Here is a 26,129-nt window from a genome sequence, read left to right as displayed (position 1 = left end):
GCAACGACGAAAAGGGGAATACTACATGGCAAAGATTCTGGTGGTCGACGATTCGGGCACGGTGCGCGACGAAGTGGCGGGTTTTCTGCGCAATCACGGGCTCGACGTCGCGACGGCCGTCGACGGCAAGGACGGGCTCGCGAAGCTCAAGGCGACGCCCGGCGTGCGCCTCGTGATCAGCGACGTGAACATGCCGAACATGGACGGCCTGACGATGGTCGAGAAGATTCGCGGCGAGCTGGCGAACACGGCGGTCAACGTCGTGATGCTGACGACCGAAAGCAGCCCGGCGATGAAGGAGCGCGGCAAGGCCGCCGGCGTGAAGGGCTGGATCGTGAAGCCGTTCAAGGGCGACGCGGTGCTCGACGCGCTGAAGAAGCTCGCGGGCTGACGCGCGCGGCCAGCGTGGGGCCCGATGCCGCGCCGGCGTTCAACGCTGCGGTTCGGGTTGCGCGGCCGCGGCGTGACCGGTTGCGGGCGCAATTTACAGCGCGCCGCGATGTCCGTATCCTGCCGGTTGCCGAGGGCGGCGTGCCGGTGTGTCATGCACGGCACGCCCGGCATTGACAACATCGGGAACGGAACACCTTCCAATGAAAACCGGAATCGGTCGGCCCGCGCGCCTGCGCGGCGCGTGCGTATCGCTGGTCGCCGCGCTGGCAGGCGGATGCGCGAACACGGGGCCACAGAACGCACCAACGGCGGCCGCGGGCGGCGGCTCGTCGTACACGTGCAATCCGACGCAGGCCAACGGGCAGGCGTCGGCCGGGCGGGGCGCAAACGGATGCTATTTCGTGCTGCACGACCCCGCCACCAGGCAGGCGCTGCCGAACACGCGTTATGCGTTCGTGCTTTACACCAGTGCCGCCCAGGACAGCCGGGAACTCGAAGTCGATGGCACGACCGACGCGCAGGGGCGCACGATCTACATGCGTTCCGACGCGCCGATCGATGCGGCGCGCATGGTGCTCGTCCGCACGATCGGCGATGGCCCGATGGGACGCATTCCGGTGCTGGTCCGTCCGACGGACGGCAAGCGCGTTCCGTTCGCGCGGTACAAGGTGACGGGCTGCAACGGATCGTACGAAGGCGTGACCGACGAAACGGGGCGCGGCGTGATGTATCTCTGCAAGACACAGTCCCGGATCGACGTGTCGTTCTATCGGTCGCGTCCGTAGCGCGAAACGGATGATGTCCGGATCCGGCCGCGCTGCAGCCCGACACGTCGAAACGCTGATCGCAAAGGGCATCGTCTTTACCGTCGTGGGCACGTGCATGCTGATCGGCGTCGCCCTGTATGCGCAGTCGACGCGTGAGTTCCTGCGCACGTCAGTCGTCGTGCCGGGGCGCGTCGTCAAGCTGAACGCGGGACCGCATCATCCGGAGATCGCGTTCACGACGCTCGCGGGCGAACATGTCGAATATCCGCAGGGCGGCGACGTCAGCGTCGAGGACGGCGCGACGGTCGAGGTGCGCTATGCGCCGGACGCGCCGGAGATGACTGCGCGGATGAACACGTTCGGCGCGATCTGGGGCGATGTGCTTACATTCGGCGCGATGGGGTCGGTCTTTTTCGTCGTCGGTGTCGGTCAGTTGCGGTCGGGCGTGCGTGTGTGGCGCAGCGGGCGCAAGCGGAAGTGACCGCCTGCTGCGCGCTGAAACGCGTCGAATCCGGCAAGCAGAACATCATGAAACGCACGTGACACTATGGGCCGATCCGGTTGTCGCGCACACGATTGCGTGTGCGGCGTCGCAGTATGTTGCCTCGTTACTTCACAGGACATTCCCGCATGACAATTCGCTTGATACCGTGGCTCGTCGCGATCGGCGCTGCATTCGCGGGCTTCTCCGCGCACGCAGCCGGCACCGCGCATTCGCTCGATCAGGTGCCCGGGAAGCTCGGTTCGCCGGAAGCACGCGTCGCGTACGCACGCGACATGAGCGGCGCGGAAGCGGACGGTTTCGGCGTGCACCTGCCGCCCGGCTTCACGAAGGAGAGGCTGGTGGCGCAGCTTGCCCCGGGCCAGCCGCTTGCGCGTGTCGTGCTGGTCGGCGCGAAACCGTGGCCGCAGCGCCCTGGCGCGTTCGTCGCGATCGTCTGCGTGGCGCCGACCGACGAGTCTGCGCGCGAGGTGCTGCGATTCAGTGCGCCTACCGATTGCGAAGGCTTCGAGAGCCATGCCGACGCCGATGACCGGAAGGAGCTGGTCTGGCTGGGCGTGTTCGAGCGCGGTCCGGACGGCGTGCCGCGCCTCGTCGCGCGCACCGAAGAGCCGCTCGAACAGGCGACCGACTGGAGCAACACGAATCTCGACAGACCCGACTACCTCGAGCAGGCGAAGCAGTCGCGCGATGTCGCGTTACGGCCCGAGCGGTGGTCGCGGTTCGATCTCGCGCCGTATACGCTGCGGGCGGGCGATGCCGCGTTCGGGGTACGGGCGGGCTGGTCGATCGGCTATTCCGGCGGCGGCGCATCGTTCGAGGCGTTGTACCTGTTCCGGATCGACGGCAAGACGCTGCGCGTCGTGTTCGCGCAGCCGATGATGTTCTACCGGGATATCGCCGGCGACTGGCATCGCGACGGCACGCGCGATCACGACATCACGGAAGGCAGCAATACGCTTAGTGTGCTGTCGACGTCGACGGACGGCTTCCACGACTTGCAGTTGCGCGAACGCGGCGGCAAATGGCGCCGGACGTTTCGCTGGTCGGCGGCGGATGGCGAGTACCAGCCGCGCTGACGCACCGGCCCGTTAGCGGGCGGGGGCCGCCGCCGTCGCGAATTCGTCGACGACCGCTTCGATCACCGCCTGCACGCGCGCGGTCTTGTAGAGATCGGCATGGGCGACGAGCCACACGTCGAAATGATTGCACCGCTGCGGCATGAGTCGCACCAGTTCCGGCTCGGCGTCGGCGCGGAAGCACGGCAGCTCCGCGATGCCGAGCCCCGCCAGCGCGGCTTCCACCAGCATCATCGTCGACGAAGTCTGGAACATCACGCGGCCGCGTGAAGTCGGCTCGCCGCACAGCGCGTCCCACATCGTCGGCACCACCGGCTGCTGATACATCACCAGATCGTGCCCGTCGAACGCGCTGCCCGCGACCGGTTCGCCGCGTTCGGCCAGATAGCGGCGCGATGCGTAGATGCCGGTTTCGAGATGCCCGAGCCGCCTGACGATCAGGTCCGGCGATTCCGGCCGCAACGTGCGAATCGCGAGATCCGCTTCGCGGCGCGTGAGGTTGGTGATTTGCGCCGACGTCACGCACACGACGTCGATGCCGGCATGCCTGCGCCGCAAGCGGGCGATCGCGGGAACGACGAAGCGCTTGCCGAGCGTGTCGGTCGTGGCGACGCGCACGGACCCGGCGAGTTGCTCGTCGAGCCCCATCACGCGGCGTTCGATCGTCAACGACGCCCGCTCCATCGTTTCAGCCGGTTCGAGCAGGGCTTCGCCCGCGGTCGTCAGCACATAGAGGGACGGTGTGCGGAGAAACAGCCGGGCCGAGAGCTCGTCCTCGAGCGCGGCGATCCGGCGCCCGACCGTCGCCTGGTCGACGTTCAGTTGCGCCGCGGCGCCGCGCAGCGTGCCGGTGCGCGCCAGCGCGAGGAAGAAGCGGGCGTTGTCCCAGTTCATCAGAATGTGCTCCGAGAAACCCCGCCATGGATGGCGGGAAGGCAAGGCGTGCGGTTGACAGGCAGGTTCTTCCACGGGTCGGGATCACCTGCATGATTCTTGTCTACCGCTACCGGGTGAAGTCGCTCAACGGACAATCGGGCAGCCAGCGGTGGGCGGCATCGGATGATGCAAATCTGCATCAGGCAAATGCGAAATTATCACTTTTCCGCATCAGGCGCGCGGTCCTAGACTCCCGGCATCTGCCTGGAGGTGTCATGTCCGATTGCCATTCCGTTTCCGTTCCTGTCGCCGCGGCGGCGCCGAGCCGCCCGACGGCGCGCGAGCAGCGCTGGACGCTGGCGCTCGTCGCGGTCGGCATGTTCATGGCGGTACTCGATTCGACGATCGTCAACGTGGCGCTGCCGGCGATGCGCACGAGCCTCGGCGCGACGGTCGCGGAGCTCGCGTGGATCGTCGACGCGTACACGCTCAGCTTCGCCGCGCTGATTCTCGCGGGCGGCGCGCTGTCCGACCGCTTCGGCGCGAAGCACGTGTATCTCGCCGGGCTGGCGCTGTTCGTCGCCGCGTCGGCGGCGTGCGGCGTCGCGTCGTCGGTGGCGGTCCTCGTGGTCGCGCGTTTCGGGCAGGGCATGGGCGCCGCGCTCTTCTTGCCCGCGTCGCTCGCGATCGTGCGCAGCACCTTCGACGTGCCGGCCGAGCGGGCGCGGGCGATCGCGGTGTGGGCCGGCATCGCGTCGGTCGCGGTCGCCGTGGGGCCGGTGCTCGGCGGGATCCTGGTCGACGATTTCGGTTGGCGCAGCGCATTCCTGATCAACGTGCCGACTGGCGCGGTGGCCTTTGCCGGCGCGGCGGCGCTCGTTCGGGCATCGGCCGCGCAGGACGTGCGCCGGTTCGACTGGGCCGGCCAGTGCGTCGGGGCGACGGCGCTCGGTGCGCTGTGTTTCGCGGTGATCGAACTGCCGACGCGCGGCGTGGGCGCCACCGAGGTCCGGTGCGCGCTGCTGATCGCCGCGCTCGCCGCCGCCGTGCTGATCGCGGTCGAGCGGCGTGCCCGCGATCCGATGGTGCCGCTCGCATGGTTTCGCAACCGCATCTTCGTCGCGATGAACCTGATGGGCAGCCTCGTCTATGTCGGGTACTTCGGGCTGCTGTTCGTGCTGAGCCTGTACCTGCACGGGCGCTTCGGCATGAGTGCGCGGCAGACGGGGCTGACGCTGTTGCCGTTCGCGCTGAGTCTGTCGCTCGGCAATCTGCTGTCGGGAAAACTGCACGGCCGGGTGCGTCCGGTCACGCTGATGGCGAACGGCCTCGCGATGGCGGCGCTGGCCGTTCCCGCGATCGCGCTTGCGCTCGCGCTGCGTGCGCCGTGGCCGGCGGTCTGGACGGCCATGGTCGCATTCGGCACCGGGACCGCGCTGTCGGTGGCGCCGATGATCGCGACGGTGCTCGAACAGGTGCCTGCCGATGCGGCGGGCGTGGCATCCGGGTTCCTCAACGCGGCACGGCAGGCCGGCAGCCTGCTCGGCGTGGCCGTCGCAGGCGCCGCGACGATCCTGTTGCCGGATCCGACCGATGCGCTGTGGGCAGTCGCGGCGCTCGGCTGCGGCGCCTATGCGATCGCCGCGCTGGCTGCGAGGACGGCAGGTCGCGCGCAAGCCGCGCAGCCGCGCCGATGACGCACGAGCGGCAGGGGCGTGGCGCAGTGGCCGGCAGGCCGCGGCGCACGCGCATGCGGCGGCGCGGCTGGACGCGCCGCGGAATGTGGAGGACCATTTCCTCGTCATGCCGCGAGCGGGCGGGCGCGATGGTCACGCGTTCGCCTCGCCGCGCACCCTGTCGAACCCCGTCCAGCGGAGCCCCATGGAACCCGATCAACAGACCGCCGATCCGATCCTGCTGCGCGACACGCACGACGGCGTCGTCACGCTGCGCCTGAATCGCCCGCAGCAGTTCAACGCGTTGTCCGAAGCGTTGCTCTCGGCCCTGCACGATGCGTTCGATACGCTGGCTGCCGATCCGCACGTGCGCTGCGTCGTGCTGGCCGCCGAAGGCAAGGCGTTCTGCGCCGGCCACGACTTGCGGCAGATGCGCGGCAAGCCCGAACTCGACTACTACCGCACGCTGTTCGCGCAGTGCAGCCGCGTGATGCTCGCGATGCGCGCGTTGCCGGTGCCGGTGATCGCGCACGTGCACGGCATCGCGACGGCGGCCGGCTGCCAGCTCGTCGCCGCGTGCGACCTCGCGATCGCGGCCGACACCGCGCGCTTCGCGGTGTCGGGCATCGACGTCGGGCTGTTCTGCTCGACGCCGGCCGTCGCGCTGAGCCGCAACGTCGCGGCCAAGCGCGCGTTCGACATGCTGATGACCGGGCGCTTCGTCGATGCGGCGACGGCCGCCGCGTGGGGACTCGTCAACGAAGCCGTGCCCGAGGACGCGCTCGATGCGGCCGTCGCGCGCAAGGTCGCGGAGATCGTCGCGAAGAGCCCGGCCGCGGTGCGGGTCGGCAAGCAGATGTTCTATCGTCAGCGCGAGATGCCGCTCGACGGAGCGTATGCGTATGCGGGCGACGTGATGGCGCGCAACATGATGGAAGAGGACGCGGGCGAGGGCATCGACGCGTTCCTCGAGAAGCGGAAGCCGACGTGGCGTTCGTGATGTTTCGACGGAAGGGGGCACGGAGCGCATCGGCGCGCGTCGTTGCACGACGCGCAACGACGTACCGCGGCGTCGCCGGTGCGCGCGAGCGGGCCGCCGGTATGTAGCGCGACAGGTGCGGCGGCGCGGTCGCGTATCGCCGAACCGCCGAACCGCCGAACCGCCGCCGGTCAGCGCCCGTAGCTGCCGGTCCGCGGCGCCGGCTGCACGCTCGACGCGCCGGGTGGCACGATCACCACCGGCACGCGGCGCGCGAGCGCGCACATCAGCTCGTAGCCGATCGTGCCGCTGGCTTCCGCGACGTCGTCCACCTTCACCTGGTCGCCCCACAGCTCGACGCTCGAGCCGATGCCCGCGTGCGGGCACGGCGTCAGGTCGACGGTCAGCATGTCCATCGACACGCGGCCGACGACGCGCGTCATCACGCCGTCCACGGCGATCGGCGTGCCGGTCGGCGCGTGGCGCGGATAGCCGTCCGCGTAGCCGCACGCGACGACGCCGATCCGCATCGGCCGGTCGGCCGTGAAGCGCCGGCCGTAGCCGACGGTCTCTTCGGGGGCGAGCGTCTGCACGCCGATGATCCGGCTGGTCAGCGTCATCGCGGCCATCAGCGGCGTGTCGGCGATATGGCGCGCCGCGCCCGTCGGCGAAGCGCCGTACAGGATCGTGCCGGGGCGCACCCAGTCGCGGTGCGCGTGCGGGTGCCACAGCACCGCCGCCGAATTCGATACCGAGCGCTCGCCCGGAATCCCGGCCGTGGTCGCGTCGAACTGCTCGAGCTGCCAGTCGACCTCGCCTTCGTCGGCGTTCGCGAAATGCATCATCAGCGTGATCTTGCCGATCGACGGCGCGCGCGCCGCGCGCTCCCACGCGGCGCGGAACGCGGCCGGCCGGTAGCCGAGCCGGTTCATGCCGGAATTCATCTTGAGCTGGATGTCGATCGGCTGCCGCGGCTTCGCGGCGATCAGCAGGTCGAGCTGTTCGTCGCAGTGCACGGCGACCGTCAGCCGGTGGCGATCGGCCAGCTCGACGTCGGCCGGCTCGAAGATCCCTTCGAGCAGCAGCACGGGCTTGTCCCAGCCGAGCTCGCGCACGCGCACGGCTTCGTCGAGATCGAGCAGCGCGATGCCGTCGGCGGCCGCGAGGCCCGGGTAGATCCGTTCGATGCCGTGGCCGTACGCGTTGGCCTTGATCACGGCCCACACGCGCGATTGCGCAGCGGTGCGGCGGATGAAATCGAGGTTGTGGCGGACGGCGTCCGGGCGGATATGGGCGACGATGGGACGGGGCATGGCAAGGGCTCGGGTCGGATGTCGTTCGGCGCACGGCGGCGCGGAGGAAACGGCGGGCTTGGCGCGACCGCGTGCCAAGCCAGTGTTGAGCGCTATCTTATTGGTGATCGACCAGTTTTAATTAACGTATTTGTCGACGATTTGGTGGAAATTTTGGTGTCGTAGCAGGCCGGGCTCGTCGCCGGCGGCCTGCGCGGCCGAGTCTCCCGTCTAGAAAACCGGTGCGCGAACGGCACGGCGCGATGCTAAGCTCTCGGCGATCTTGTCATTGTTCAATGTAATCATAATGGAGGAGACTTGGATGACGACGTCCCAGCTGTGCCTGTTCATCGTCGCGTTGTTGCCGTTCCCGATGACGTTTCTCGCCAAGGCCCGCAAGGGCTACGACAACCGTGCGCCGCGCGCGTACCTGGCGAAGCTCGACGGCTGGCGCGCACGCGCCCAGGCCGCTCATCAGAATGCGTGGGAAGCGCTTGCGCTGTTCACGGCCGCGCTGGTGGTGGCATGGCACAACGGCGCGAACGTGCATCGCGTCGACCAGCTCGCGATCGCGTTCGTCGCGATCCGCATCGTCTATGCGCTGATGTACCTGCTGAACTGGGCGTCGCTGCGTTCGCTCGTGTGGTTCGGCGGGATGGCGTGCGTCGTCGCGCTGTTCTTCGCGACGCCGTAAGCGGCCGCCGGGCGACGCGAGGCCGGCCTCGCATGCCGGCCGGTCAGGCGCCGCTCGTGCCTCGCGCGTGACTGTCGTTGGATGCGGACGCAACCATTTTCGACACGAACGGCGGCGCGTTGGCTTCGCTGCGCAGGAACGCGATCAACGGATCGAGCAGCCGGTGCCGCGTCGACGGATGGCGGCGCAGCACGAAGCGCCACGACGCGTCGCGTGCGAGGCCCGGCACCAGCGGCACCAGGCGCCCGCTGCGCAGTTCGGGCTCGATCAGCGGCACGCGGCCGAGCGCGATGCCCGCGCCGCCGACGGCCGCGCCGATCACCTGGCTGAAACTGCTGTAGCGGACGATCTTCGTCTCGAAGTCGCTCGGCAGCCCGAATTCCGACGCCCAGTTGCGCCAGTCGATCTCGGGGTTGTCCTCGTGCATCTCCTGCAGCAGCCGCGACCGGCATACGTACCCCGATGCGTACGGAAACAGTTCGGGACTGCACACCGGAAACACGGTTTCCCGCATCAGCACGTCGTCGTCGGCCCGCAGCCGGTGCGCGGGCACGTGCACGATCGCCAGATCGACGCCGCTGCGCGCGAAATCCGGCTCGTCGTCGAGCACGACCGCGTGCAGCGGGGTGTCGGGATGAAGCGACGAGAATTCCGCCAGCCGGCGCGCGAGCCACATCGACGAAAACGGCGCGTTGGCGGAGACGGTGAGCCGTTGCGCGGTGCCGCGAATCTCGGCGCACGCGTCGGCGAGACGCGACAGCGCGTCGCCGACGGCCGGCAGCAGGCGCGCACCGGCCGGCGTGAGGCTGATGCCGCCGAGCCCCGTGCTGCGTTCGAGCAGCCGCGCGCCGAGCGATTCCTCGAGCGAGCGGATCTGATGGCTGACCGCGCTGGTCGACACGTTCAGCTCGACCGCCGCGCGCGCGAACCCGCCGAGGCGAACGGTCGCCTCGAAAGCACGCAATGCGCTGAGGGGAGGTAGGTGCGACATGCGGGGTATTGTAGTTGACTCAACACCCGTTGAAAAATCATCTTTTGCCGCGCGCGGGCGGCGCGGGTAGCCTCGATCCGGTCAAGAAAAACGCAACGAAACACCGACTGGAGGGCTTCATGTATTTCGACCGACGACTATGGGCGATGATGGCGGGACTGCGCTGGCGGGTGGCGGCGGCCGTCGCGCTCGGGCTGCTCGCGATGGGTGTCGGCATCCTGCGCTTCGTATTTCTCGGTCGCGTGCTGGCGCTGGTTTTTTCCGGCGCGCCGGCGCGCGACATCGGCGAGGCCGTCGCTGCAACGGCGGCTTGCGTGCTGCTGCGTGCCTGGCTCGATCATCGCCGCACGGTGCTCGCGCAGCATACGGCGGGCCGCGTGCAGGCGACGCTGCGCGCGCGGCTGTTCGACCGGATCGCCGCGCTCGGCCCCGCATGGTTCAACGGCGAACGCACGGGCGGCGTCATGCTGGCCGTCGTCGACGGCGTCGAGCAGTTGCAGACCTTTTTCGGCGTTTACCTGCCGCAGCTCGTGATCGCCGCGTGCGCGCCGCTCATGATCTTCGCGGTGCTCGCGTGGTGGGACGTGCCGACGGCCGCGATCCTGCTGGTCGCGGCGCTCGTCACGCTGGCGCTGCCGCAGCTCGTGCATCGCGCCGACAAGCGTGCGGCGCTCGCCCGTTCGGCCGCGTTCAAGGCGTTCGGCGAGGAGTTTCTCGACGCGGTGCAGGGCCTGCCGACGTTGAAGGCGTTCGGGCAGAGCACCGCATTCGGCGCGAAGCTGGCCGCGAAGGCGCGCGCGCTGTCGGACAGCACGTTCTGGGTGCTCGCGCTCGGCCTGCTGACGCGGTTCTTCACGGATCTCGGCACCGGCCTCGGCGCGGCCGCGGCGATCGCGGTGGGCGCGTGGCGTGTGCGGCACGGCGACATGAGCCTTGAAGCGCTGCTGATCGTGCTGATGGCCGGCAGCGAGATCTTCCGGCCGCTGCGCGACCTGCGTGCGGTGCTGCATCAGGGGATGATCGGCCAGTCCGCGGCGCATGCGATCCATGCGCTGCTCGACGCGGGCAGTCGGGCGCCGGCCGCCGACGCGCCGCGCGTGACGGGCCTGCGCCCGGAGATCGCGTTCGACGACGTCAGCTTCGCGTATCCGGGGCGCCGCGCGGAGGCTCATGCGGCGCTGAGTTTCTCGGTGCGCGAGGGCGAGACGGTGGCGATCGTCGGGCCGAGCGGGGCCGGCAAGTCGACTATCGTGCGCCTGCTGCTGCGCCAGCACGACGCGCAGGGCGGTGCGGTCCGGATCGGCGGCCACGACGTGCGTACGCTCTCGGCCGACCAGGTGCGAGACATGATCGCGGTCGTCGCGCAGGACGCGACGCTGTTCGACGGCAGCGTCGCCGACAACCTGCGGCTCGGCCGCCCGGACGCCAGCGACGCGGACATGATCGCGGCCGCGCGCGCGGCCAACGCGCACGATTTCATCTCGGCGCTGCCCGACGGCTACGCGACGCGCATCGGCGAACGCGGGCTCATGCTGTCGGGCGGCCAGCGCCAGCGCATCGCGATTGCCCGCGCGCTGCTGCGCGATGCGCCGATCCTGTTGCTCGACGAGGCGCTGGCGTCGGTCGATGCGGAGAACGAAGCGCTGATCCAGCAGGCGCTCGACCGGCTCACGCACGGACGGACGACGCTCGTGCTCGCGCACCGGCTGTCCAGCGTGATCGGCGCCGATCGTATCCTGGTGCTCGACCAGGGGCGGGTGGTCGACGAAGGGACGCATGCGGCGCTGATCGCGCGCGACGGCCCGTATCGACGGCTGATGGGGCCGCAACTGGAAGCGGTCGCCGAATCCGTCGGCGCGACGGCGGCGGCCGGTGCGACCGCGCGCGCGTCGTCGGGCCCGCAGGTGCGGCCGCTGAACGACGATGCGGCGACGATCGGTTGGCCGGAAACGTTGCAGACGTTGCTGCGCTTCGTGCGTCCGTGGAAGGCCAAGGTGATGCTGACCGTGCTGTTCGGGATCGGTCGCGTGCTCGCATTCATCGGCGTCGGCGTGATCGGCGCACGGGTGGTCGGCGCGGTGCCGACGGGGCATGTCGGCAGCGGGCTCGTGGTCGCGCTGCTCGCGATCGCGCCGGTCGCGGCCGTGCTGCACTGGCTCGAATCCTGGCTCGCGCACGACATGGCGTACCGGCTGCTCGCGGAAATGCGCATCGCGCTGTTCGCGACGCTCGAACGGCTCGCGCCGGCCGGACTGCTGCACCGCCGTTCCGGCGATCTCGTGTCGCTCGCGACGCAGGACGTCGAGACCGTCGAATATTTCTACGCGCATACGCTGGCGCCGGCTTTCGTCGCGGTGCTCGTGCCGACCTGTGTGCTGGCATTGCTCGCGTCGGTCGCGTGGCCGCTGGCGCTCGTGCTGTTGCCGTTCCTGCTGTGGGCGGGGCTCGCACCGGTGCTGGCGCGGCGCGACGTCGACCGGCTCGGCACCGGTGCGCGCGAAGCGCTCGGCCAGCTCGGTGCGCACCTGACCGAAACGATCCAGGGGCTCGCGGAACTGACTGCGTTCCAGGCGATCGCGCGCCGGCGCGCAGCGTTCGTGGCCGAGGTCGATGCGTACCGCCGGCAGCGCGCGAAGCTGCTCGACGATCTGTCGTCGCAAAGCGCCGCGCTGGAAGTCGCGAGCGGGCTCGGCGGGCTGGCGGTCGCGGCGCTCGGCGCGTGGTTGTGCGCACGCGGCGGGTTCCCGCGCGAGTCGTTGCCGCTATTGGTGCTGGTCGCGGTGGCCGCGTTCATGCCGGTGGCCGAAATCGGCCAGGTCGCGCGCCAACTGGCCGACACGATCGCCTCGACGCGCCGCTTGCGCGCGCTGGAGAAAGAGCCCGTGACGGTGACCGACGGCGCACACGCGATGCCCGGCGATGCGACGGTGCGGTTCGAGGCGGCGTCGTTCACGTATCCGGGGCGCAGCGTGCCCGCGATCGATCGCGTGAGTTTCGAGGCGCCGCCCGGCAGCACGGTCGCGCTGGTCGGCGCATCGGGCGCGGGCAAGTCGACCGTCGCGAGCTTGCTGCTGCGCTTCTGGGATCCGCAGCAGGGCCGCGTGACGCTCGGCGGCGTCGACCTGCGCGACCTGCGGCTCGACGACCTGCGGCAGCACCTCGCGCTCGTTGCGCAGGATACCTACCTGTTCAACGACACGCTCGAAGCGAACATCCGGCTCGCCGCGAACGACGCATCCGACGCGGACGTGCGGCGCGCGATCGATCACGCCGCGCTCGGCGACTTCGTCGCGCGGCTGCCGGACGGGCTCGCGACGCGCGTCGGCGAGCGCGGCGTGCAGTTGTCGGGCGGCCAGCGCCAGCGCGTGGCGATCGCGCGCGCCTTCCTGAAGGATGCGCCGGTGCTGATCCTCGACGAGGCGACGTCGCACCTGGACACGATCAGCGAGCAGCAGATCCGCGCGGCGCTGGAGGACCTGATGGCGCAGCGCACGTCGATCGTCATCGCGCACCGTCTGTCGACCGTGCGCCATGCCGACCTGATCCTCGTGATCGAGCAGGGCACGGTGGTCGAGGCCGGACGCCATGCGGACCTGATGGCGCGGCAGGGCGCGTATGCGCGGCTCGTCTCGCATCAGGCGAGCGGGGTCGCGGCGTGAGCGACGCGGCATCGGCGCGTTGCCCGTTGGCCGTTGTCCGAGCGTTGCGTCACCTGCATTGAATCGAGCCGGCGGTTGCCGGCGTGACGCGCACGGCTGTTCCGGCACGGCGCGTCGTCTTCCGCCCCGCGCCGGGCCATCCGCCGGCGCGCCACGACCGGCGGGCATTGGGCTCCGCCATCCTCCCGCTTTCCTCCGATCTATCCGCGCCGCGCGGCCCGGGTTTGTCTCGATGCATTTATCTGTTGCGGACTTTTTTGGTGTCGTAGTATCGCCATTGACAACACTTGTTGCACTAATGTCTAATTAGAAATCGCATGTTGCGGTGCGACTCGATGTCGTCGTTCCGCCGGTCCGTTGGCCGGTCACATCGCTCAATCATGCGGAGAGAATCCATGAGTCGCCGTTCCTTCCTGAAAGCCGTCGCGGTCGTCGCCGCACTCGGCGCCAGCCTCGCGCACGCGGACACCAAGACGCTCGTCGTCGGGACCGATACGTCGTTCATGCCGTTCGAGTTCAAGCAGGGCGACAAGTACGTCGGCTTCGATCTCGACCTGTGGGCGGAGATCGCGAAGGACCAGGGCTGGAAATACACGATCCAGCCGATGGATTTCGCGGGCCTGATTCCGGCGCTGCAGACGCAGAACATCGACGTCGCGCTGTCGGGGATGACGATCAAGGAAGAGCGCAAGAAGGCGATCGACTTCTCCGCGCCGTATTACGACAGCGGGCTTGCGGCGATGGTGCAAGCCGGCAACACGTCGATCAAGTCGATCGACGACCTGAACGGCAAGGTGATCGCCGCGAAGACGGGCACCGCGACGATCGACTGGATCAAGGCGCACCTGAAGCCGAAGGAGGTCCGCCAGTTCCCGAACATCGACCAGGCTTATCTCGCGCTCGAAGCGGGCCGCGTCGACGCGGCGATGCACGACACGCCGAACGTGCTGTTCTTCGTGAACAACGAAGGCAAGGGCAAGGTGAAGGTCGCCGGCCAGCCGGTCAGCGGCGACAAGTACGGGATCGGCTTCCCGAAGGGCAGCGCGCTGGTGCCGAAGGTCAACGCGTCGCTCGTGAAGATCAAGGCCGACGGCCGCTACGCGCAGATCTACAAGAAGTGGTTCGGCGCCGAGCCGCCGAAGATGTGAGCGTGACGGCGCATCGGCGCGCGGCCCCGGGGCCGCGCGGGTCTTGAATCGAACGGGGAGCGACAAGTGAATTTCGATTGGTCGGCGATCTGGGCGGCGTTGCCGGACCTGATGGACGGGGTCCGGTTGACGGTGTTCATCGCATTTTTCGGGCTGGTGGGCGGCTTCGTCGTCGGGATGGTCGCGGGCATGTTCCGCGCATACGGACCGAAGGCGATGAACGTGCTCGCACAGGTCTATATTGAATTGATTCGCGGCACGCCGATCGTCGTGCAGGTGATGTTCCTGTATTTCGCACTGCCGCTGCTCGCGCATATCCGCATCGACGGCCTGACGGCCGCGATCATCGCGATCACGGTGAATTCCGGCGCGTATCTCGCGGAAGTGGTGCGCGGCGCGCTGCTGTCGATCCCGAAGGGGCTGACGGAAGCGGGGCTCGCGATGGGGCTGTCGATGCCGCGCGTGCTGTTGAAGATCGTCGGGCCGCTGGCGTTCCGGCGGCTGATTCCGCCGCTCGGCAACCAGTGCATCGTGAGCCTGAAGGACACGTCGCTGTTCATCGTGATCGGCGTGGGCGAGCTGACGCGCAAGGGGCAGGAAATCATCGCGGGCAATTTCCAGGCGGTCGAGATCTGGACCGCGGTCGCGATCATCTATCTGATACTGACCGGTGCGATGACGCTGACGCTTCGTCTCGTCGAAAAGCGGATGAAAATCTTATGAGCATGATCGAATTCCAGAACGTGTCGAAGAGCTTCGGCCATGTGCCGGTGCTGAAGAACATCGACCTGAAGATCGACGCGGGCGAGGTGGTCGTCGTGGTCGGCCCGTCGGGTTCGGGCAAATCGACGATGCTGCGCTGTATCAACGCGCTCGAGAAAATCACCGGCGGCGAGCTGCTGGTGGATGGCCAGAGCGTGCGCGGCAACGCGGCGACGATCCGCAACATCCGGCTCGAAGCCGGCATGGTGTTCCAGCAGTTCAACCTGTTTCCGCAAATGACCGCGCTCGAGAACGTGATGTTCGGGCCGATGCAGGTGCGCGGCGCGTCGCGCGCCGACGCGCGCGACCAGGCGATGGCGCTGCTCGACAAGGTCGGCCTCGAATCGCGCGCGAATCATTACCCGTCGGAGCTGTCGGGCGGCCAGCAGCAGCGCGTCGCGATCGCGCGTGCGCTCGCGATCCGGCCGCGGCTGATGCTGTTCGACGAGCCGACGTCGGCGCTCGATCCGGAATTGCGCCACGAAGTGCTGAAAGTGATGCAGGATCTCGCGACCGAAGGGATGACGATGATCGTCGTCACGCACGAGATCGGCTTCGCGAAGCGGGTCGGCACGCGGCTGCTGTTCATGGATCAGGGCGGCATTGCCGAGGACGGTCATCCGGCCGACCTGATCGACCGGCCGCCGACGCCGCGCCTGAAGGAATTCCTGAAGCACGTATCCTGAACGAAACCGAAACACCCGACATGCCGCTTTCCCTTTCACCCGTCATCGCCGGCACGCCGTTCGACATCGGCGTGCGCCTCGGCGAGCTTGCCCGCCCCGTGTTCGATCCGTACATGCAGCAGAGCAGCGCATGGCAGGCCGTGCGCCGCTGGCGCGGCCATCCGTTCGTCGCTGCGCTGCGGCAGGCCGCGCTGGCCGCGTACCCCGATCTCGTCGCGGAACTGGACGGGATCGCGGCGGGCATCGGCTGGCCGGCCGAGGACATTTTTCTGTGGAATTGCCGCGGCGAGCTGATTCACAACGCGCCGGACGGCTGCACGACGCTCGCCGCGCGCGGCGCGGACGGCACGCGCTGGATCGCGCACAACGAGGACGGCGATCCGTACCTGCGCGAACGTTGCCTGCTCGTCGACGTGCAACCCGCCGGCAAGCCCGGATTCGTCAGTTTCTATTACCCCGGGTCGCTGCCGGGGCATACGTTCGCCGCGAACCGCGCCGGCATCGCGCAGGCGATCAACAACCTGCGGATTCGCACGCCGGCGCCGGGCGTGCCGCGCATGATCCTCGCGCGGGCGGTGCTCGACGCGACGTCGCTCGACGCGGCCGCCGACGTGCTGCGCACGCATGCGCGCGCGAGCGGTTTTCATCACACGCTCGGTGCGACCGGCGATGCGCGGCTGCTGAGCATCGAGGCGAGCGTCGCGCGCTGTTCGGTCGTCGACGTCGCACGGCTTGCGGGCCATGCGAATCATCTGGTGCATCCCGGTTGCGATGCGGAAGCGCAGATCGTCACGCAATCGTCCGGCGATCGCCAGCAGCGCGTCGACGCGCTCACGCGCGACATCGACGCGATCGACGAAGCCGCGCTGCTGCGCGTGCTCGGCGATCGTGCGCCGGAAGGACTGCCGATCTATCGCGACGATCCGGCCGACCCCGACGACGAAAACACGCTGGCGACCGCGGTGTTCGCGATTCGCGACGCCGCGATCGACTTCACCGTTCATCAACACGGCACGCAGCGCTTCGCGACGCGCATCGTGCCGTCCGGACGCGCACACCGCGCATCCTGATCCATGAGGCCACGCATGACGACCGTTTTCCATCGCGCCCCGCGCGCCACCTTGCCCGTTGCCGTCGCAGGCGACGGCATCGAGATCATCGATTCGACCGGCAAACGCTATATCGACGCGTGCGGCGGCGCGGCCGTATCGTGTCTCGGCCACAGCAACCCGCGCGTGATCGACGCGATCAAGCGGCAGGCGCAGCAACTGCCGTACGCGCATACGTCGTTCTTCACGACGGACGTGGCCGAGGAACTGGCCGACCGGCTCGTCGATGCCGCGCCGGCCGGGCTCGAGCACGTGTACTTCGTGTCGGGCGGTTCCGAGGCGATCGAGGCCGCGCTGAAGCTCGCGCGCCAGTATTTCGTCGAGAAGGGCGAGCCGCAGCGGCGTCATTTCATCGCCCGCCGCCAGAGCTATCATGGCAATACGCTCGGCGCGCTCGCGATCGGCGGCAACGCGTGGCGGCGCGAGCCGTTCCTGCCGCTGCTGATCGAAGCGCATCACGTGAGCCCGTGCTATGCGTACCGCGACCAGTTGGCGGGCGAAACCGACGAAGCGTACGCGCAGCGCCTCGCGGACGAGCTCGAACGCAAGATCGTCGAACTCGGCGCGGAAAACGTCGCGGCGTTCGTCGCGGAAACGGTGGTGGGCGCCACGGCCGGCGCGGTGCCGCCGGTGCGTACCTACCTGAAGAAGATTCGCGCGGTGTGCGACAAGTACGGCGTGCTGCTGATTCTCGACGAGATCATGTCGGGGATGGGGCGCACGGGCTACCTGTATGCGTGCGACGAAGACGAAGTCGCGCCCGATCTGCTGACGATCGCGAAAGGGCTCGGCGCGGGCTACCAGCCGATCGGCGCGACGCTGGTGAGCGACCGCATCTACCGGACGATCGTCGACGGCTCGGGCTTCTTCCAGCACGGTCATACCTACCTCGGCCATGCGACCGCGTGCGCGGCCGCGCTCGAAGTGCAGCGCGTGATCGCGGAAGAGAAACTGCTCGACAACGTGAAGGCGCGCGGCGAGCAGTTGCGTGCGTCGTTGCGCGAGCACTACGGCGCGCATCCGCATGTCGGCGACGTGCGTGGCCGCGGGCTGTTCGTCGGCGTCGAGCTCGTGCGCGATCGCGACACCAAGGCCACGTTCGATCCCACGCTGAAGCTGCATGCGGCGGTCAAGCGCGAAGCGATGCAGCGCGGGTTGATGGTGTATCCGATGGGCGGCACGATCGACGGCGTGCACGGCGATCACATTCTGGTTGCGCCGCCGTTCGTCTGCACCGCGCAGCAGATCGACACGATCGTCGAACGGCTGTCCGGCGCGATCGGCGCGGCGCTCGCGTCGGCCGGCGCGTGACGCCCGATCTCAGCGAGTTTTCACCATGACGAACAGACTGCCTCCTTTCGATCCCGCATCGGCCACCGACGAACAGAAGGCCGTGCTCGCCGACATCCTCAGCGGCCCGCGCGGCAACCTGAACGGGCCGTTCCTCGGCTGGATCGCGAGCCCCGAACTGGCCCAGCACGCGCAGAAGCTCGGTGCGTTCTGCCGCTACCGCACGGGGCTGCCGCTGCGCCTGTCGGAGCTCGCGATTCTCGTGACGGCCGCGCGTTGGCGCTCGCAGGCCGAGTGGCACATCCATCATCCGATCGCGCTCGATGCCGGCTTGCCGGCGGCAACCGCCGACGCGATCCGGCTTGGCGTCGCGCCGCCCTTCGAATCGGACGACGACGCGCTGATCCATGCGTTCGCCACCGAGTTGTACGACACGCGCCGTGTGAGCGATGCGACGTTCGCACGTGCCGAGGCGCGCTTCGGCCACGAGACCGTGGTGAACCTCGTCGCGCTGCTCGGCTATTACGCGCTCGTCGCGATGACGCTCAACACGTTCGGTATGCGCGCAGACGGACAAACTGATTTGCCGTTTCCGGAATAATCGCCGCCTGTGCGTGCGTCGGCGGCATGCCGCGTGCGCGTGAAGATTGCCCGAAAAGCCCGTCAACGCGGGCTTTTCGGCGTTTGAGCCTCGGTCGACCGACGTTCGCGGCGTGTCGTCCCGCCGCCCGTCGTTCCGCCTGCGCGTCGATGCAGGAAATTTTCCCCGTCTTTAGAATTTCGCCAAAAGAACCACGGGGGAAATATCGATGCGCTGGGTCCTGCTGATCGTGTTCATTGCGTGTGTCGTGTACACGCATCGGCGCGGCAAGGTTCGGCACCGGTTGTTCAGGCAACTATCCGACCACTCGACCTTTACCGCACCGCTGAACTGCTTTTCGTACGCGTTCTCGTCGGTGCCGACCACGCCGTTTCTCGACACGGATCGCTTTCCGGAGCTGGCGGTGCTGCAGCGCGAATGGCGCACGTTTCGCCGCGAAGCGCTCGCGTTGCGCGACGCGAGCCGGATCAAGGCGTCCGGCGAGTACAACGACATCGGTTTCAATTCATTCTTTCGTCACGGCTGGAAGCGTTTCTACCTGAAGTGGTACGACGCGCCGCATCCGTCCGCGCAGGCGTTGTGCCCGCGCTCGGTCGAGATCCTGTCGCGGATTCCGTCGATCAAGGCGGCGATGTTCGCGCAGTTGCCGCCGGGCGGCAAGCTCGGGCTGCATCGCGATCCGTATGCGGGCTCGCTGCGCTACCACCTCGGGCTCGATACGCCGAACGACGACGCGTGCCGGATCGTCGTCGACGGCGAGTCGTATGCATGGCGCGACGGCGAAGCCGTGATGTTCGACGAGACGTACCTGCACTGGGCCGAAAACCGCACCGCGCACGATCGCGTGATCCTGTTCTGCGACATCGATCGCCCGATGAAATATCGCTGGGCGCAGCGCGTCAACGATGCATTCGGGCAACTGCTGATGCGCGCGGCGGCGTCGCCGAACGAAACCGGCGATCGCACGGGCGGACTCAATCGTGCGTTCAGGTACCTGTATGCGATTCGGCGCGCCGGCAAGCGATTGAAGGCGTGGAATCGCACCGTGTACTACGTCGTCAAGTGGCTGCTGTTCGGCGGGATCGCGGTCGCGATCTTCTGCATCTGACGCATCTGACGGGCGAAGGAGGGCGGTATTTTTCTCGTCCGACGATAGTGCGGCGCGGCATCGCCGGGGCCGACGGCGCGCCACCGTGATCAATGCAACCAAATGTATTCATGCGGGATCAACGGACGTCGGCCGCGTATCATGGCTTGTTCACGTGGATATGATCGGTGAGCAAGCATGACAAGTACCCGTAAAACCATGATGATCGCCGGCGGGCTTCTGGTGGCCGCGGCCGGCTCCGCGTACGTGATGCTCCTGCGCGCGGATCACCGTGCGATCGAAGATGCCGGCATCGGCGATTCGTCCGCGCCGGTTGCCGCGGCGCCCGCGGGCAACGATCACGCGGTGCAGGGCACGATCGCGCCGCCGGCACCGGCCGCCGCGACTGCGCCGAAACTGGCGGCTGCCGCGCCGCCTCCGTCCGCGCCCACACCCGCGCCGGCCGCCCCCGCGCGCGTCGGTGCTGCGCCGGCGATTCCGGTCGTCAGCGACAAGCCGCAACCGGTAACGAAGCCGGTCGCACCGCCGCCGAAGGTCAACGTCGTGACGGTCGACGAGCAGGATTCGACCCCATCGGCGCAGGTCCCGGCTTCGCCTCCGGCCCCCGCCCCGGCCCCGGCCGCCAAACGCGCTCAGTCGGCTGCGCCCGCGCAGGTCACGCAGCGCGCGCCGCGCAAGCGCGACGGCCTCGAGCGCCACGCCGCCGCCGCGCCGCCGGCCGTGACGAAATCCGAAACGCCGGAGACGGCCGCGCTCGTCAGGGAATCGGCGAAGCTCGACCCGTCGTTGCCGCCGCCGTCGATGTCGCCGGTATCCTCGATGCCGGCGAGCACCGGTTCGTACCGGCAGGGCGGTTCGTCGTCCGGCGCGAATCCGGTGGCGGCCGCGATGACCGAGCAACTGGTCAGGCAGTCGAGCAGTTTCAAGTCGACGGCGCCTGCGCCGGCGGACGGCGGCCCGACCGCGACCAAGTAAGCGCGATCGGCGTCGGCATAAAAAGGACCCCGCACGCCGACCAAGGCATGCGGGGCCAAGAGAGACAAACTTTGATGTCGTCGGGCTGACGCGCGTCAGGCGGCGACCGCTTCTTCGGCCTGCGGCTGAGCGGTTGCCGGCGCCGCCACGTCCTGGCGGATCAGGTGATCGAACGCGCCGAGCGACGCCTTCGCACCTTCGCCGACCGCGATCACGATCTGCTTGAACGGCACCGTCGTCACGTCGCCGGCCGCGAACACGCCCGGCACCGACGTCGCGCCGCGCGCATCGACGACGATCTCGCCGTGCTTCGACAGCTCGACCGTGCCCTTCAGCCATTCGGTGTTCGGCACGAGGCCGATCTGCACGAACACGCCTTCGAGATCGACACGCTTCGTTTCACCGGAGCGCAGATCCTTGTAGACGAGCCCATTCAGCTTGCTGCCGTCGCCCGTCAGTTCGGTCGTCTGCGCCTGCGTGACGATCGTCACGTTCGGCAGGCTGCGCAGCTTGCGTTGCAGCACTTCGTCCGCGCGCAGTTGCGCACCGTATTCGATCAGCGTGACTTCCTTCACGATGCCCGCGAGGTCGATCGCGGCTTCGACGCCCGAGTTGCCGCCGCCGACCACCGCGACGCGCTTGCCCTTGAACAGCGGGCCATCGCAGTGCGGGCAGTACGCGACCCCGCGGTTGCGGTATTCGCGCTCGCCGGGCACGTTGATTTCGCGCCAGCGTGCGCCGGTCGCGAGGACGATCGTCTTCGCCTTCAGTACCGCGCCGTTCGCGAGGCGGATCTGGTGCACGTCGCCCGGAATCAGCGCGTCGGCGCGCTGCACGTCCATGATGTCGACGTCGTATTGCTTCACGTGCTGTTCGAGTGCGGTCGCGAACTTCGGCCCTTCGGTTTCCTGTACCGACACGAAGTTCTCGATCGCCATCGTGTCGAGCACCTGGCCGCCGAAGCGCTCGGCGACCACACCCGTCGCGATGCCCTTGCGTGCCGAGTAGATCGCGGCCGCCGCACCCGCCGGGCCGCCGCCGACGATCAGCGTGTCGAACACCGGCTTGTTTTCGAGCGACTTCGCCGCGCGTTCGCCGGCGCCCGTATCGAGCTTCGCGAGGATTTCCTTCACGCTGCTGCGGCCCTGGCCGAACGACGCGCCGTTCAGGAACATCGTCGGCACGGCCATGATCTGGCGCGACTCGACTTCATCCTGGAACAGCGCACCGTCGATCGCGACGTGGCGGATGCGCGGGTTGATCAGCGACATCACGTTCAGCGCCTGCACGACTTCCGGGCAATTCTGGCACGACAGCGAGAAATACGTTTCGAATGCGTAGTCGCCGTCGAGCGCGCGGATCTGTTCGATCACGTCGTCGTCGAGTTTGATCGGATGGCCGCCCGTCTGCAGCAGCGCGAGGACGAGCGACGTGAATTCATGGCCCATCGGAATGCCGGCGAAACGGATGCCGGCCGGCTTGCCGGGCTCGCCGATCGAGAACGACGGCTTGCGCTCGGCGTCGTCGCGGCGTTCGATCACGGTCACGCGATCCGTCAGCGACGCAATCTCGGTCAGCAGCGCCAGCAGTTCCTGCGATTTCGCGCCGTCGTCGAGCGAGGCGACGAGTTCGATCGGGCGCGCGATTTTTTCGAGGTACGCTTTGAGTTGGTTCTTGAGATTGGCGTCGAGCATGGCGTTTCGGATTCCGTATTGATAATTCTGGTCGGGCACGTCGTGCCGGAGGAGGGCGCGGGCCGCGCGATGCGGCGGCCCGCCGTCGTGCGCCTCGTGCGAGGCGCGCGGCGCGATCGTCAGATCTTGCCGATCAGGTCGAGCGACGGGGTCAGCGTTTCCGCACCCGGCGTCCACTTGGCCGGGCACACTTCACCCGGGTGCGCCGCGATGTATTGCGCCGCCTGGACCTTGCGCAGCAGCTCGCCTGCGTCGCGGCCGATACCGTTGTCGTGGATTTCGCACAGCTTGATCTCGCCTTCCGGGTTGATCACGAACGTGCCGCGCAGCGCCATCCCTTCTTCCTCGATCAGCACGTCGAAGTTGCGCGACAGCGTGAGCGTCGGGTCGCCGATCATCGGGTACTTGATCTTGCCGATCGTGTCCGACGTGTCGTGCCATGCCTTGTGCGTGAAGTGCGTGTCGGTCGACACGCCGTAGATTTCGACACCCAGCTTCTGGAATTCCGCGTAGCGGTCGGCGAGGTCGCCCAGCTCGGTCGGGCAGACGAACGTGAAGTCGGCCGGATAGAACACGACGACGGACCACTTGCCCTTGAAGTTCTCTTCCGAAACGGGCACGAATTCGCCGTTGTGGTATGCGGTTGCCTTGAACGGCTTGATTTGGGTGTTGATGATCGGCATCTGGACAATTCCTTTTCGTCAGGGGTGAGTGGAGTGTTGCCAGTATCCGGGTTCACCCTGAAGTTGTGAAATTGCTTGTTTCAATCCGCGGCATCGGGATTTTCTATCTGCTTCCGGCCCTTGATTGGCGGGAGGTAGAGAGGGCGGAGGACGTCGACGCGAGTAGGGCCCGCTCGGCATGAGCGCGGCTCGGGGGATGTGCGGGGAAGGCGTACGCGCTCGCGTACGCCGGCTTAGATCTGATACGGCACGCGGACGCCGGGTTCGGAGGCGGGAAAGTCCTTCGTGTTGCGCGATACGAGCAACAGCCCGTTCACTTGCGCGGATGCCCACACGATTGCGTCGGGCAACCGTATCCGGCGGTCCTTGCGAATCGTCACGGCGCGATTCGCGACCGTGCTGTCGAGTGCGATGACATCAAACGACGAGAGCCATGCACGGATGGGCGCCTCGTCACTTGCGGACGCCCCGACGAGGACTTCCATCCACGAGATCACGCTGATTGCACGATAGTCGTAGCGGCTTAGCTCCGCACGGGCGGATTCCACGCCGCCCAGATAATCGATCAGGATGTTGGTGTCGAAAAGGGCTTTTACCATTCCGAGCGCAATTCCTCTTGATAGGCGAGCCCATCGGTCGTGCGATTTTTCCAGAGACCAAAGACGTCGTCGGCCAGCCGGTGCTTGTTCAGGGCAATGTAGGCGTCGATCGCGTCACGAATGATGGCGGCGCGGGGACGGTGTTGAGTCTCGACGATGACGGCCAACGCGTCTAGTTGGCCATCCGACAGATCGACCAGGATCCGGCTCATGACAACCTCCGATATATGATATGCATATCATATATGCCGGCTTGAAAGCGCGCAAGGCCGCGGCTGGACGGCGCGGGACGGGGCTCCGCTCAAATCCCCGCCATCTTCCGCAACCACGCCGCCAGCCGTCGCGCCCCGTCCGGCAGGTCCGCATCCTCGCGCGTGCACAGGTAGTAGTCGCGCCCGTCGTCGAGCGCGCGATCGAACAGTTGCACGAGTTCGCCGTTCGCCAGCTCGCGCTGGACCAGCGGCGCGCGCAGCAACGCGGCGCCGAGATCCGCGCGGGCGGCGCTCAGCGTGAGCTGGCCATCCTCGAACATCGGTCCCACCGCGTGCGATACGTGCCGCACGCCGGCGCCCTGCAGCCAGTTGACCCACGTGCTGCGATCCTCGTCGTGCACGAGCGGTGCGCGCGCGAGATCGGCCGGCGTGCGGAACGGCCCGTGACGCTTCAGGAACGACGGGCTGCACATCGGCACCATCGCGCCCGGTAGCAGCCGCTCGCAGCGGTAGCCGGGCCAGTCGCCGGTGCCGAAGCGGATCGACAGGTCCGACGCATCGCTGCGGTAGTTGCGGTGATGCGCGTACAGCACCGTGACGTCGACATCGGTGTTGTCGGCCAGGAACGCGTGCAGCCGGGGAATGAACCAGCCGATGCCGAGCAGCGGAATCAGGCTGACGGTGATCTGGCGCAGCGACGACCGGTCGCGCACGAAGCGCGTCGCGCTGCGCAGCACCGAGAACGCCGCGCTGATCGACCGGTAATAGTCGCGCCCCTCGTCGGTCAGCACGAGCAGACGGCCTTCGCGTACCGTCAGCGGCGTCTGGATGAACGCTTCGAGCAGTTGCAGCTGATGGCTGACCGCCGACGGCGTGATGTCGAGTTCGCCCGCCGCCGCGGTGACCGAGCCGAGACGCGCAAATGCTTCGAACGCACGCACCGCGCGCAGCGGCGGATCGTGCGGCAATTGTTCGATATTTTTCATGTATCGAATTTTATCGAAAAGTCAGGGTAAGCGACAACACGAAAATATCCTGTATTTACAGGGAACTGCGCTAATGTGTCGGGAACGGCATAAGCATCCAACAATTGGGTATTTGGGGCTTGGGTGTCGAATATTTAATATTTTTCATGTTTTTGATTCGACGGATCGCCCCCGCACATGAAAATCGCTTTCCTCTCCGCCAGCGTCGCCTTCTCGGCGGCCGCCCTGGTCGCCTCCGTTCCCGCGTTCGCCCAGTCCGCTCCACGGACGGTCCTGATCGGTCTCGCCGCGCCGCTCACCGGCCCGTCCGCGCGGATCGGCAAGGATCTGCAGAACGGCGCGCAACTCGCGATCGACGACGCGAACGCGAAGCATCCGACCATCGGCGGCAAGCCGGTCCTCTACAAGCTCGTCGCCGCCGACGACCAGTCCGACCCGCGCACGGCCGTCGCGGTCGCGCAGCAACTCGTCGACCAGCACGTGATCGGCGTCGTCGGTCACTGGAACACGGGCTGCAGCGTGCCGGCGTCGCGCGTGTACCGCGACGCGGGCATTCCGCAGATCGCGCCGGCCTCCACCGGCCATCAATACACGCAGCAGGGCTACGCGACGGCGTTCCGCATCATGGGGCACGACGATGCGGGCGGCAACTTCACCGGTGCGTACGCGGTGAAGACGCTGAAGGCGAAGCGCATCGCGGTGATCGACGATCGCACGTCGTTCGGCGCGGGGCTGGCCGACCAGTTCATCAAGGGCGTGCAGGCGAACGGCGGCACGATCGTCGACCGTCAGTACGTGAACGACAAGACGACCGACTTCAGCGGCGTGCTGACCGCGATCAAGGGCAAGCGCGCGGATCTCGTGTTCTTCGGCGGCCTCGACGCGCAAGCCGCGCCGATCGCGCGCCGGATGCGCCAGCTCGGCGTGAGCGCGCCGCTGCTCGGTGCGGGCGGCTTCGTGAGCCAGACCTTCCTGTCGCTCGCCGGCAAGGACGGCGACGGCGTGACGGCGCTCGAGCCCGGCTTGCCGCTCGACCGGATGCCGGGCGGCAAGGCGTTCGACACGCAATACCAGGCCCGCTTTCACGCGCCGATCGAACTGCACGCGCCGTTCGCATACGACGCCGCCGCGACGCTGATCGCGGCCGCGCAGAAGGCCGGCACGACCCAGCCGGCGAAGCTGGTCGCGGCCGTGCGCGCGATCGAGCGGCCCGGCGTGACGGGGCGCATCGCGTTCGATGCCGAAGGCAACCTGAAGGACCCGGCCTTCACGATCTATCAGGTGCGCGGCGGCAAGTGGGCCGTCGTCGACGTGCTCGGCGGCTCGCGCACCGCAGCCAAGTAACCGCAAAACGACCAGGACGATCCC

General features: G+C 67.9%; 25 protein-coding genes. 17 read left to right on the top strand and 8 right to left on the bottom strand.

The genetic code is table 11. The features are described 5' to 3' along the window. The first annotated feature begins 25 nt into the window (after positions 1-25). The 4 genes from WS96_RS29660 to WS96_RS29645 all read left to right on the top strand — a co-directional run bounded on the left by WS96_RS29660 (position 26) and on the right by WS96_RS29645 (position 2,741). The gene (locus tag WS96_RS29660) at positions 26-391 is read left to right on the top strand and encodes a response regulator (protein WP_006486240.1); all 366 of its coding nucleotides are present in this window, start codon (positions 26-28) and stop codon (positions 389-391) included. Positions 392-593: 202 nt separating this feature from the next. Next, positions 594-1,178 (top strand): hypothetical protein, encoded by a 585-nt coding sequence (locus WS96_RS29655; RefSeq protein WP_059837419.1) that lies wholly within the window; start codon positions 594-596, stop codon positions 1,176-1,178. 10 nt (positions 1,179-1,188) lie between these two features. Beyond that, a complete protein-coding gene (locus tag WS96_RS29650) occupies positions 1,189-1,641 on the top strand; it encodes a DUF3592 domain-containing protein (RefSeq protein WP_059837416.1) in 453 nt (150 codons plus the stop codon). Positions 1,642-1,790: 149 nt separating this feature from the next. Continuing rightward, positions 1,791-2,741, top strand: coding sequence for a hypothetical protein (locus tag WS96_RS29645; protein ID WP_059837414.1), 951 nt, complete (start codon positions 1,791-1,793; stop codon positions 2,739-2,741). 12 nt (positions 2,742-2,753) lie between these two features. On the opposite strand, the gene WS96_RS29640 is transcribed toward WS96_RS29645, so the two are convergent. Continuing rightward, positions 2,754-3,635, bottom strand: a complete 882-nt coding sequence (locus WS96_RS29640; protein WP_059837411.1) for a LysR family transcriptional regulator — start codon at positions 3,633-3,635, stop codon at positions 2,754-2,756. Positions 3,636-3,892: 257 nt separating this feature from the next. On the opposite strand from WS96_RS29640, the gene WS96_RS29635 reads away from it, so the two are divergent. Then, a complete protein-coding gene (locus WS96_RS29635; protein WP_059837410.1) occupies positions 3,893-5,314 on the top strand; it encodes an MFS transporter in 1,422 nt (473 codons plus the stop codon). A 184-nt stretch (positions 5,315-5,498) separates the two neighbouring features. Next, positions 5,499-6,293, top strand: coding sequence for an enoyl-CoA hydratase (locus WS96_RS29630; protein WP_059837836.1), 795 nt, complete (start codon positions 5,499-5,501; stop codon positions 6,291-6,293). 170 nt (positions 6,294-6,463) lie between these two features. Here WS96_RS29630 and alr read toward each other — a convergent pair whose 3' ends face one another. Further along, on the bottom strand, positions 6,464-7,585 hold the full coding sequence (alr, locus tag WS96_RS29625; RefSeq protein WP_059837408.1) for an alanine racemase: 1,122 nt from the start codon (positions 7,583-7,585) through the stop codon (positions 6,464-6,466). Positions 7,586-7,886: 301 nt separating this feature from the next. On the opposite strand from alr, the gene WS96_RS29620 reads away from it, so the two are divergent. Further along, positions 7,887-8,258, top strand: a complete 372-nt coding sequence (locus WS96_RS29620) for an MAPEG family protein (protein WP_059837406.1) — start codon at positions 7,887-7,889, stop codon at positions 8,256-8,258. Between the two features lie 43 nt (positions 8,259-8,301). On the opposite strand, the gene WS96_RS29615 is transcribed toward WS96_RS29620, so the two are convergent. Further along, positions 8,302-9,249, bottom strand: coding sequence for a LysR family transcriptional regulator (locus tag WS96_RS29615; RefSeq protein ID WP_059837404.1), 948 nt, complete (start codon positions 9,247-9,249; stop codon positions 8,302-8,304). A gap of 119 nt (positions 9,250-9,368) precedes the next feature. Between WS96_RS29615 and WS96_RS29610 the strand changes: the two genes are divergently transcribed. From WS96_RS29610 to WS96_RS29570, 9 genes are all read left to right on the top strand, one after another. Then, positions 9,369-12,908: an ABC transporter ATP-binding protein/permease gene (locus WS96_RS29610; protein WP_059837834.1), complete on the top strand. Its 3,540-nt coding sequence runs from the start codon at positions 9,369-9,371 to the stop codon at positions 12,906-12,908. A 395-nt stretch (positions 12,909-13,303) separates the two neighbouring features. Next, entirely contained in the window at positions 13,304-14,056 is a 753-nt protein-coding gene (gene glnH / locus WS96_RS29605) for a glutamine ABC transporter substrate-binding protein GlnH (protein WP_059837402.1), read from the top strand. A 66-nt stretch (positions 14,057-14,122) separates the two neighbouring features. Beyond that, on the top strand, positions 14,123-14,779 hold the full coding sequence (gene glnP / locus WS96_RS29600; RefSeq protein WP_059837400.1) for a glutamine ABC transporter permease GlnP: 657 nt from the start codon (positions 14,123-14,125) through the stop codon (positions 14,777-14,779). Further along, positions 14,776-15,504 carry a glutamine ABC transporter ATP-binding protein GlnQ gene (glnQ, locus tag WS96_RS29595; RefSeq protein ID WP_034205076.1) on the top strand — a complete coding sequence of 243 codons (729 nt, stop codon included), beginning with the start codon at positions 14,776-14,778 and terminating at the stop codon, positions 15,502-15,504. Before glnP ends, glnQ begins: the two co-directional genes overlap by 4 nt. Before the next feature lie 20 nt (positions 15,505-15,524). Continuing rightward, positions 15,525-16,574 carry a C45 family autoproteolytic acyltransferase/hydolase gene (locus WS96_RS29590; protein ID WP_059837398.1) on the top strand — a complete coding sequence of 350 codons (1,050 nt, stop codon included), beginning with the start codon at positions 15,525-15,527 and terminating at the stop codon, positions 16,572-16,574. A gap of 15 nt (positions 16,575-16,589) precedes the next feature. Beyond that, entirely contained in the window at positions 16,590-17,924 is a 1,335-nt protein-coding gene (locus WS96_RS29585; RefSeq protein ID WP_059837396.1) for an aspartate aminotransferase family protein, read from the top strand. Positions 17,925-17,949: 25 nt separating this feature from the next. Beyond that, on the top strand, positions 17,950-18,504 hold the full coding sequence (locus WS96_RS29580) for a carboxymuconolactone decarboxylase family protein (protein WP_059822665.1): 555 nt from the start codon (positions 17,950-17,952) through the stop codon (positions 18,502-18,504). A gap of 208 nt (positions 18,505-18,712) precedes the next feature. Next, positions 18,713-19,612 carry a lipid A hydroxylase LpxO gene (lpxO, locus tag WS96_RS29575; protein ID WP_059822663.1) on the top strand — a complete coding sequence of 300 codons (900 nt, stop codon included), beginning with the start codon at positions 18,713-18,715 and terminating at the stop codon, positions 19,610-19,612. 177 nt (positions 19,613-19,789) lie between these two features. Then, positions 19,790-20,587, top strand: coding sequence for a hypothetical protein (locus tag WS96_RS29570; RefSeq protein WP_059837395.1), 798 nt, complete (start codon positions 19,790-19,792; stop codon positions 20,585-20,587). Positions 20,588-20,682: 95 nt separating this feature from the next. On the opposite strand, the gene ahpF is transcribed toward WS96_RS29570, so the two are convergent. From ahpF to WS96_RS29545, 5 genes are all read right to left on the bottom strand, one after another. Beyond that, positions 20,683-22,281, bottom strand: coding sequence for an alkyl hydroperoxide reductase subunit F (gene ahpF, locus WS96_RS29565; RefSeq protein ID WP_059837393.1), 1,599 nt, complete (start codon positions 22,279-22,281; stop codon positions 20,683-20,685). Between the two features lie 119 nt (positions 22,282-22,400). After that, positions 22,401-22,964 (bottom strand): alkyl hydroperoxide reductase subunit C, encoded by a 564-nt coding sequence (gene ahpC, locus WS96_RS29560; protein WP_034179823.1) that lies wholly within the window; start codon positions 22,962-22,964, stop codon positions 22,401-22,403. A 233-nt stretch (positions 22,965-23,197) separates the two neighbouring features. Beyond that, positions 23,198-23,563, bottom strand: coding sequence for a type II toxin-antitoxin system VapC family toxin (locus WS96_RS29555; RefSeq protein WP_059837390.1), 366 nt, complete (start codon positions 23,561-23,563; stop codon positions 23,198-23,200). After that, positions 23,557-23,775, bottom strand: coding sequence for a ribbon-helix-helix protein, CopG family (locus WS96_RS29550; RefSeq protein ID WP_059837388.1), 219 nt, complete (start codon positions 23,773-23,775; stop codon positions 23,557-23,559). The genes WS96_RS29555 and WS96_RS29550 overlap by 7 nt, the downstream gene beginning before the upstream one ends. Before the next feature lie 89 nt (positions 23,776-23,864). Then, positions 23,865-24,761, bottom strand: a complete 897-nt coding sequence (locus tag WS96_RS29545) for a LysR substrate-binding domain-containing protein (RefSeq protein ID WP_034205068.1) — start codon at positions 24,759-24,761, stop codon at positions 23,865-23,867. Between the two features lie 177 nt (positions 24,762-24,938). Between WS96_RS29545 and WS96_RS29540 the strand changes: the two genes are divergently transcribed. Further along, positions 24,939-26,105 (top strand): branched-chain amino acid ABC transporter substrate-binding protein, encoded by a 1,167-nt coding sequence (locus WS96_RS29540; RefSeq protein ID WP_059837386.1) that lies wholly within the window; start codon positions 24,939-24,941, stop codon positions 26,103-26,105. Positions 26,106-26,129: the final 24 nt, after the last annotated feature.

It is taken from the genome of Burkholderia sp. MSMB1835 (assembly GCF_001526365.1).
Classification (GTDB): domain Bacteria; phylum Pseudomonadota; class Gammaproteobacteria; order Burkholderiales; family Burkholderiaceae; genus Burkholderia.
Note: the sequence above shows the minus strand (reverse complement) of the source record. Positions and strands in the feature narration are given on the sequence as shown.

Excerpts from the sequence above, each read along its gene's own strand:
- WS96_RS29660 (WP_006486240.1), top strand. The coding sequence starts at position 26 with ATGGCAAAGATTCTGGTGGTCGACGATTCGGGCACGGTGCGCGACGAA.
- WS96_RS29655 (WP_059837419.1), top strand. The coding sequence starts at position 594 with ATGAAAACCGGAATCGGTCGGCCCGCGCGCCTGCGCGGCGCGTGCGTA.
- WS96_RS29650 (WP_059837416.1), top strand. The coding sequence starts at position 1,189 with ATGATGTCCGGATCCGGCCGCGCTGCAGCCCGACACGTCGAAACGCTG.
- WS96_RS29645 (WP_059837414.1), top strand. The coding sequence starts at position 1,791 with ATGACAATTCGCTTGATACCGTGGCTCGTCGCGATCGGCGCTGCATTC.
- WS96_RS29640 (WP_059837411.1), bottom strand. The coding sequence starts at position 3,635 with ATGAACTGGGACAACGCCCGCTTCTTCCTCGCGCTGGCGCGCACCGGC.
- WS96_RS29635 (WP_059837410.1), top strand. The coding sequence starts at position 3,893 with ATGTCCGATTGCCATTCCGTTTCCGTTCCTGTCGCCGCGGCGGCGCCG.
- WS96_RS29630 (WP_059837836.1), top strand. The coding sequence starts at position 5,499 with ATGGAACCCGATCAACAGACCGCCGATCCGATCCTGCTGCGCGACACG.
- alr (WP_059837408.1), bottom strand. The coding sequence starts at position 7,585 with ATGCCCCGTCCCATCGTCGCCCATATCCGCCCGGACGCCGTCCGCCAC.
- WS96_RS29620 (WP_059837406.1), top strand. The coding sequence starts at position 7,887 with ATGACGACGTCCCAGCTGTGCCTGTTCATCGTCGCGTTGTTGCCGTTC.
- WS96_RS29615 (WP_059837404.1), bottom strand. The coding sequence starts at position 9,249 with ATGTCGCACCTACCTCCCCTCAGCGCATTGCGTGCTTTCGAGGCGACC.
- WS96_RS29610 (WP_059837834.1), top strand. The coding sequence starts at position 9,369 with ATGTATTTCGACCGACGACTATGGGCGATGATGGCGGGACTGCGCTGG.
- glnH (WP_059837402.1), top strand. The coding sequence starts at position 13,304 with ATGAGTCGCCGTTCCTTCCTGAAAGCCGTCGCGGTCGTCGCCGCACTC.
- glnQ (WP_034205076.1), top strand. The coding sequence starts at position 14,776 with ATGAGCATGATCGAATTCCAGAACGTGTCGAAGAGCTTCGGCCATGTG.
- WS96_RS29590 (WP_059837398.1), top strand. The coding sequence starts at position 15,525 with ATGCCGCTTTCCCTTTCACCCGTCATCGCCGGCACGCCGTTCGACATC.
- WS96_RS29585 (WP_059837396.1), top strand. The coding sequence starts at position 16,590 with ATGACGACCGTTTTCCATCGCGCCCCGCGCGCCACCTTGCCCGTTGCC.
- WS96_RS29580 (WP_059822665.1), top strand. The coding sequence starts at position 17,950 with ATGACGAACAGACTGCCTCCTTTCGATCCCGCATCGGCCACCGACGAA.
- lpxO (WP_059822663.1), top strand. The coding sequence starts at position 18,713 with ATGCGCTGGGTCCTGCTGATCGTGTTCATTGCGTGTGTCGTGTACACG.
- WS96_RS29570 (WP_059837395.1), top strand. The coding sequence starts at position 19,790 with ATGACAAGTACCCGTAAAACCATGATGATCGCCGGCGGGCTTCTGGTG.
- ahpF (WP_059837393.1), bottom strand. The coding sequence starts at position 22,281 with ATGCTCGACGCCAATCTCAAGAACCAACTCAAAGCGTACCTCGAAAAA.
- ahpC (WP_034179823.1), bottom strand. The coding sequence starts at position 22,964 with ATGCCGATCATCAACACCCAAATCAAGCCGTTCAAGGCAACCGCATAC.
- WS96_RS29555 (WP_059837390.1), bottom strand. The coding sequence starts at position 23,563 with ATGGTAAAAGCCCTTTTCGACACCAACATCCTGATCGATTATCTGGGC.
- WS96_RS29550 (WP_059837388.1), bottom strand. The coding sequence starts at position 23,775 with ATGAGCCGGATCCTGGTCGATCTGTCGGATGGCCAACTAGACGCGTTG.
- WS96_RS29545 (WP_034205068.1), bottom strand. The coding sequence starts at position 24,761 with ATGAAAAATATCGAACAATTGCCGCACGATCCGCCGCTGCGCGCGGTG.
- WS96_RS29540 (WP_059837386.1), top strand. The coding sequence starts at position 24,939 with ATGAAAATCGCTTTCCTCTCCGCCAGCGTCGCCTTCTCGGCGGCCGCC.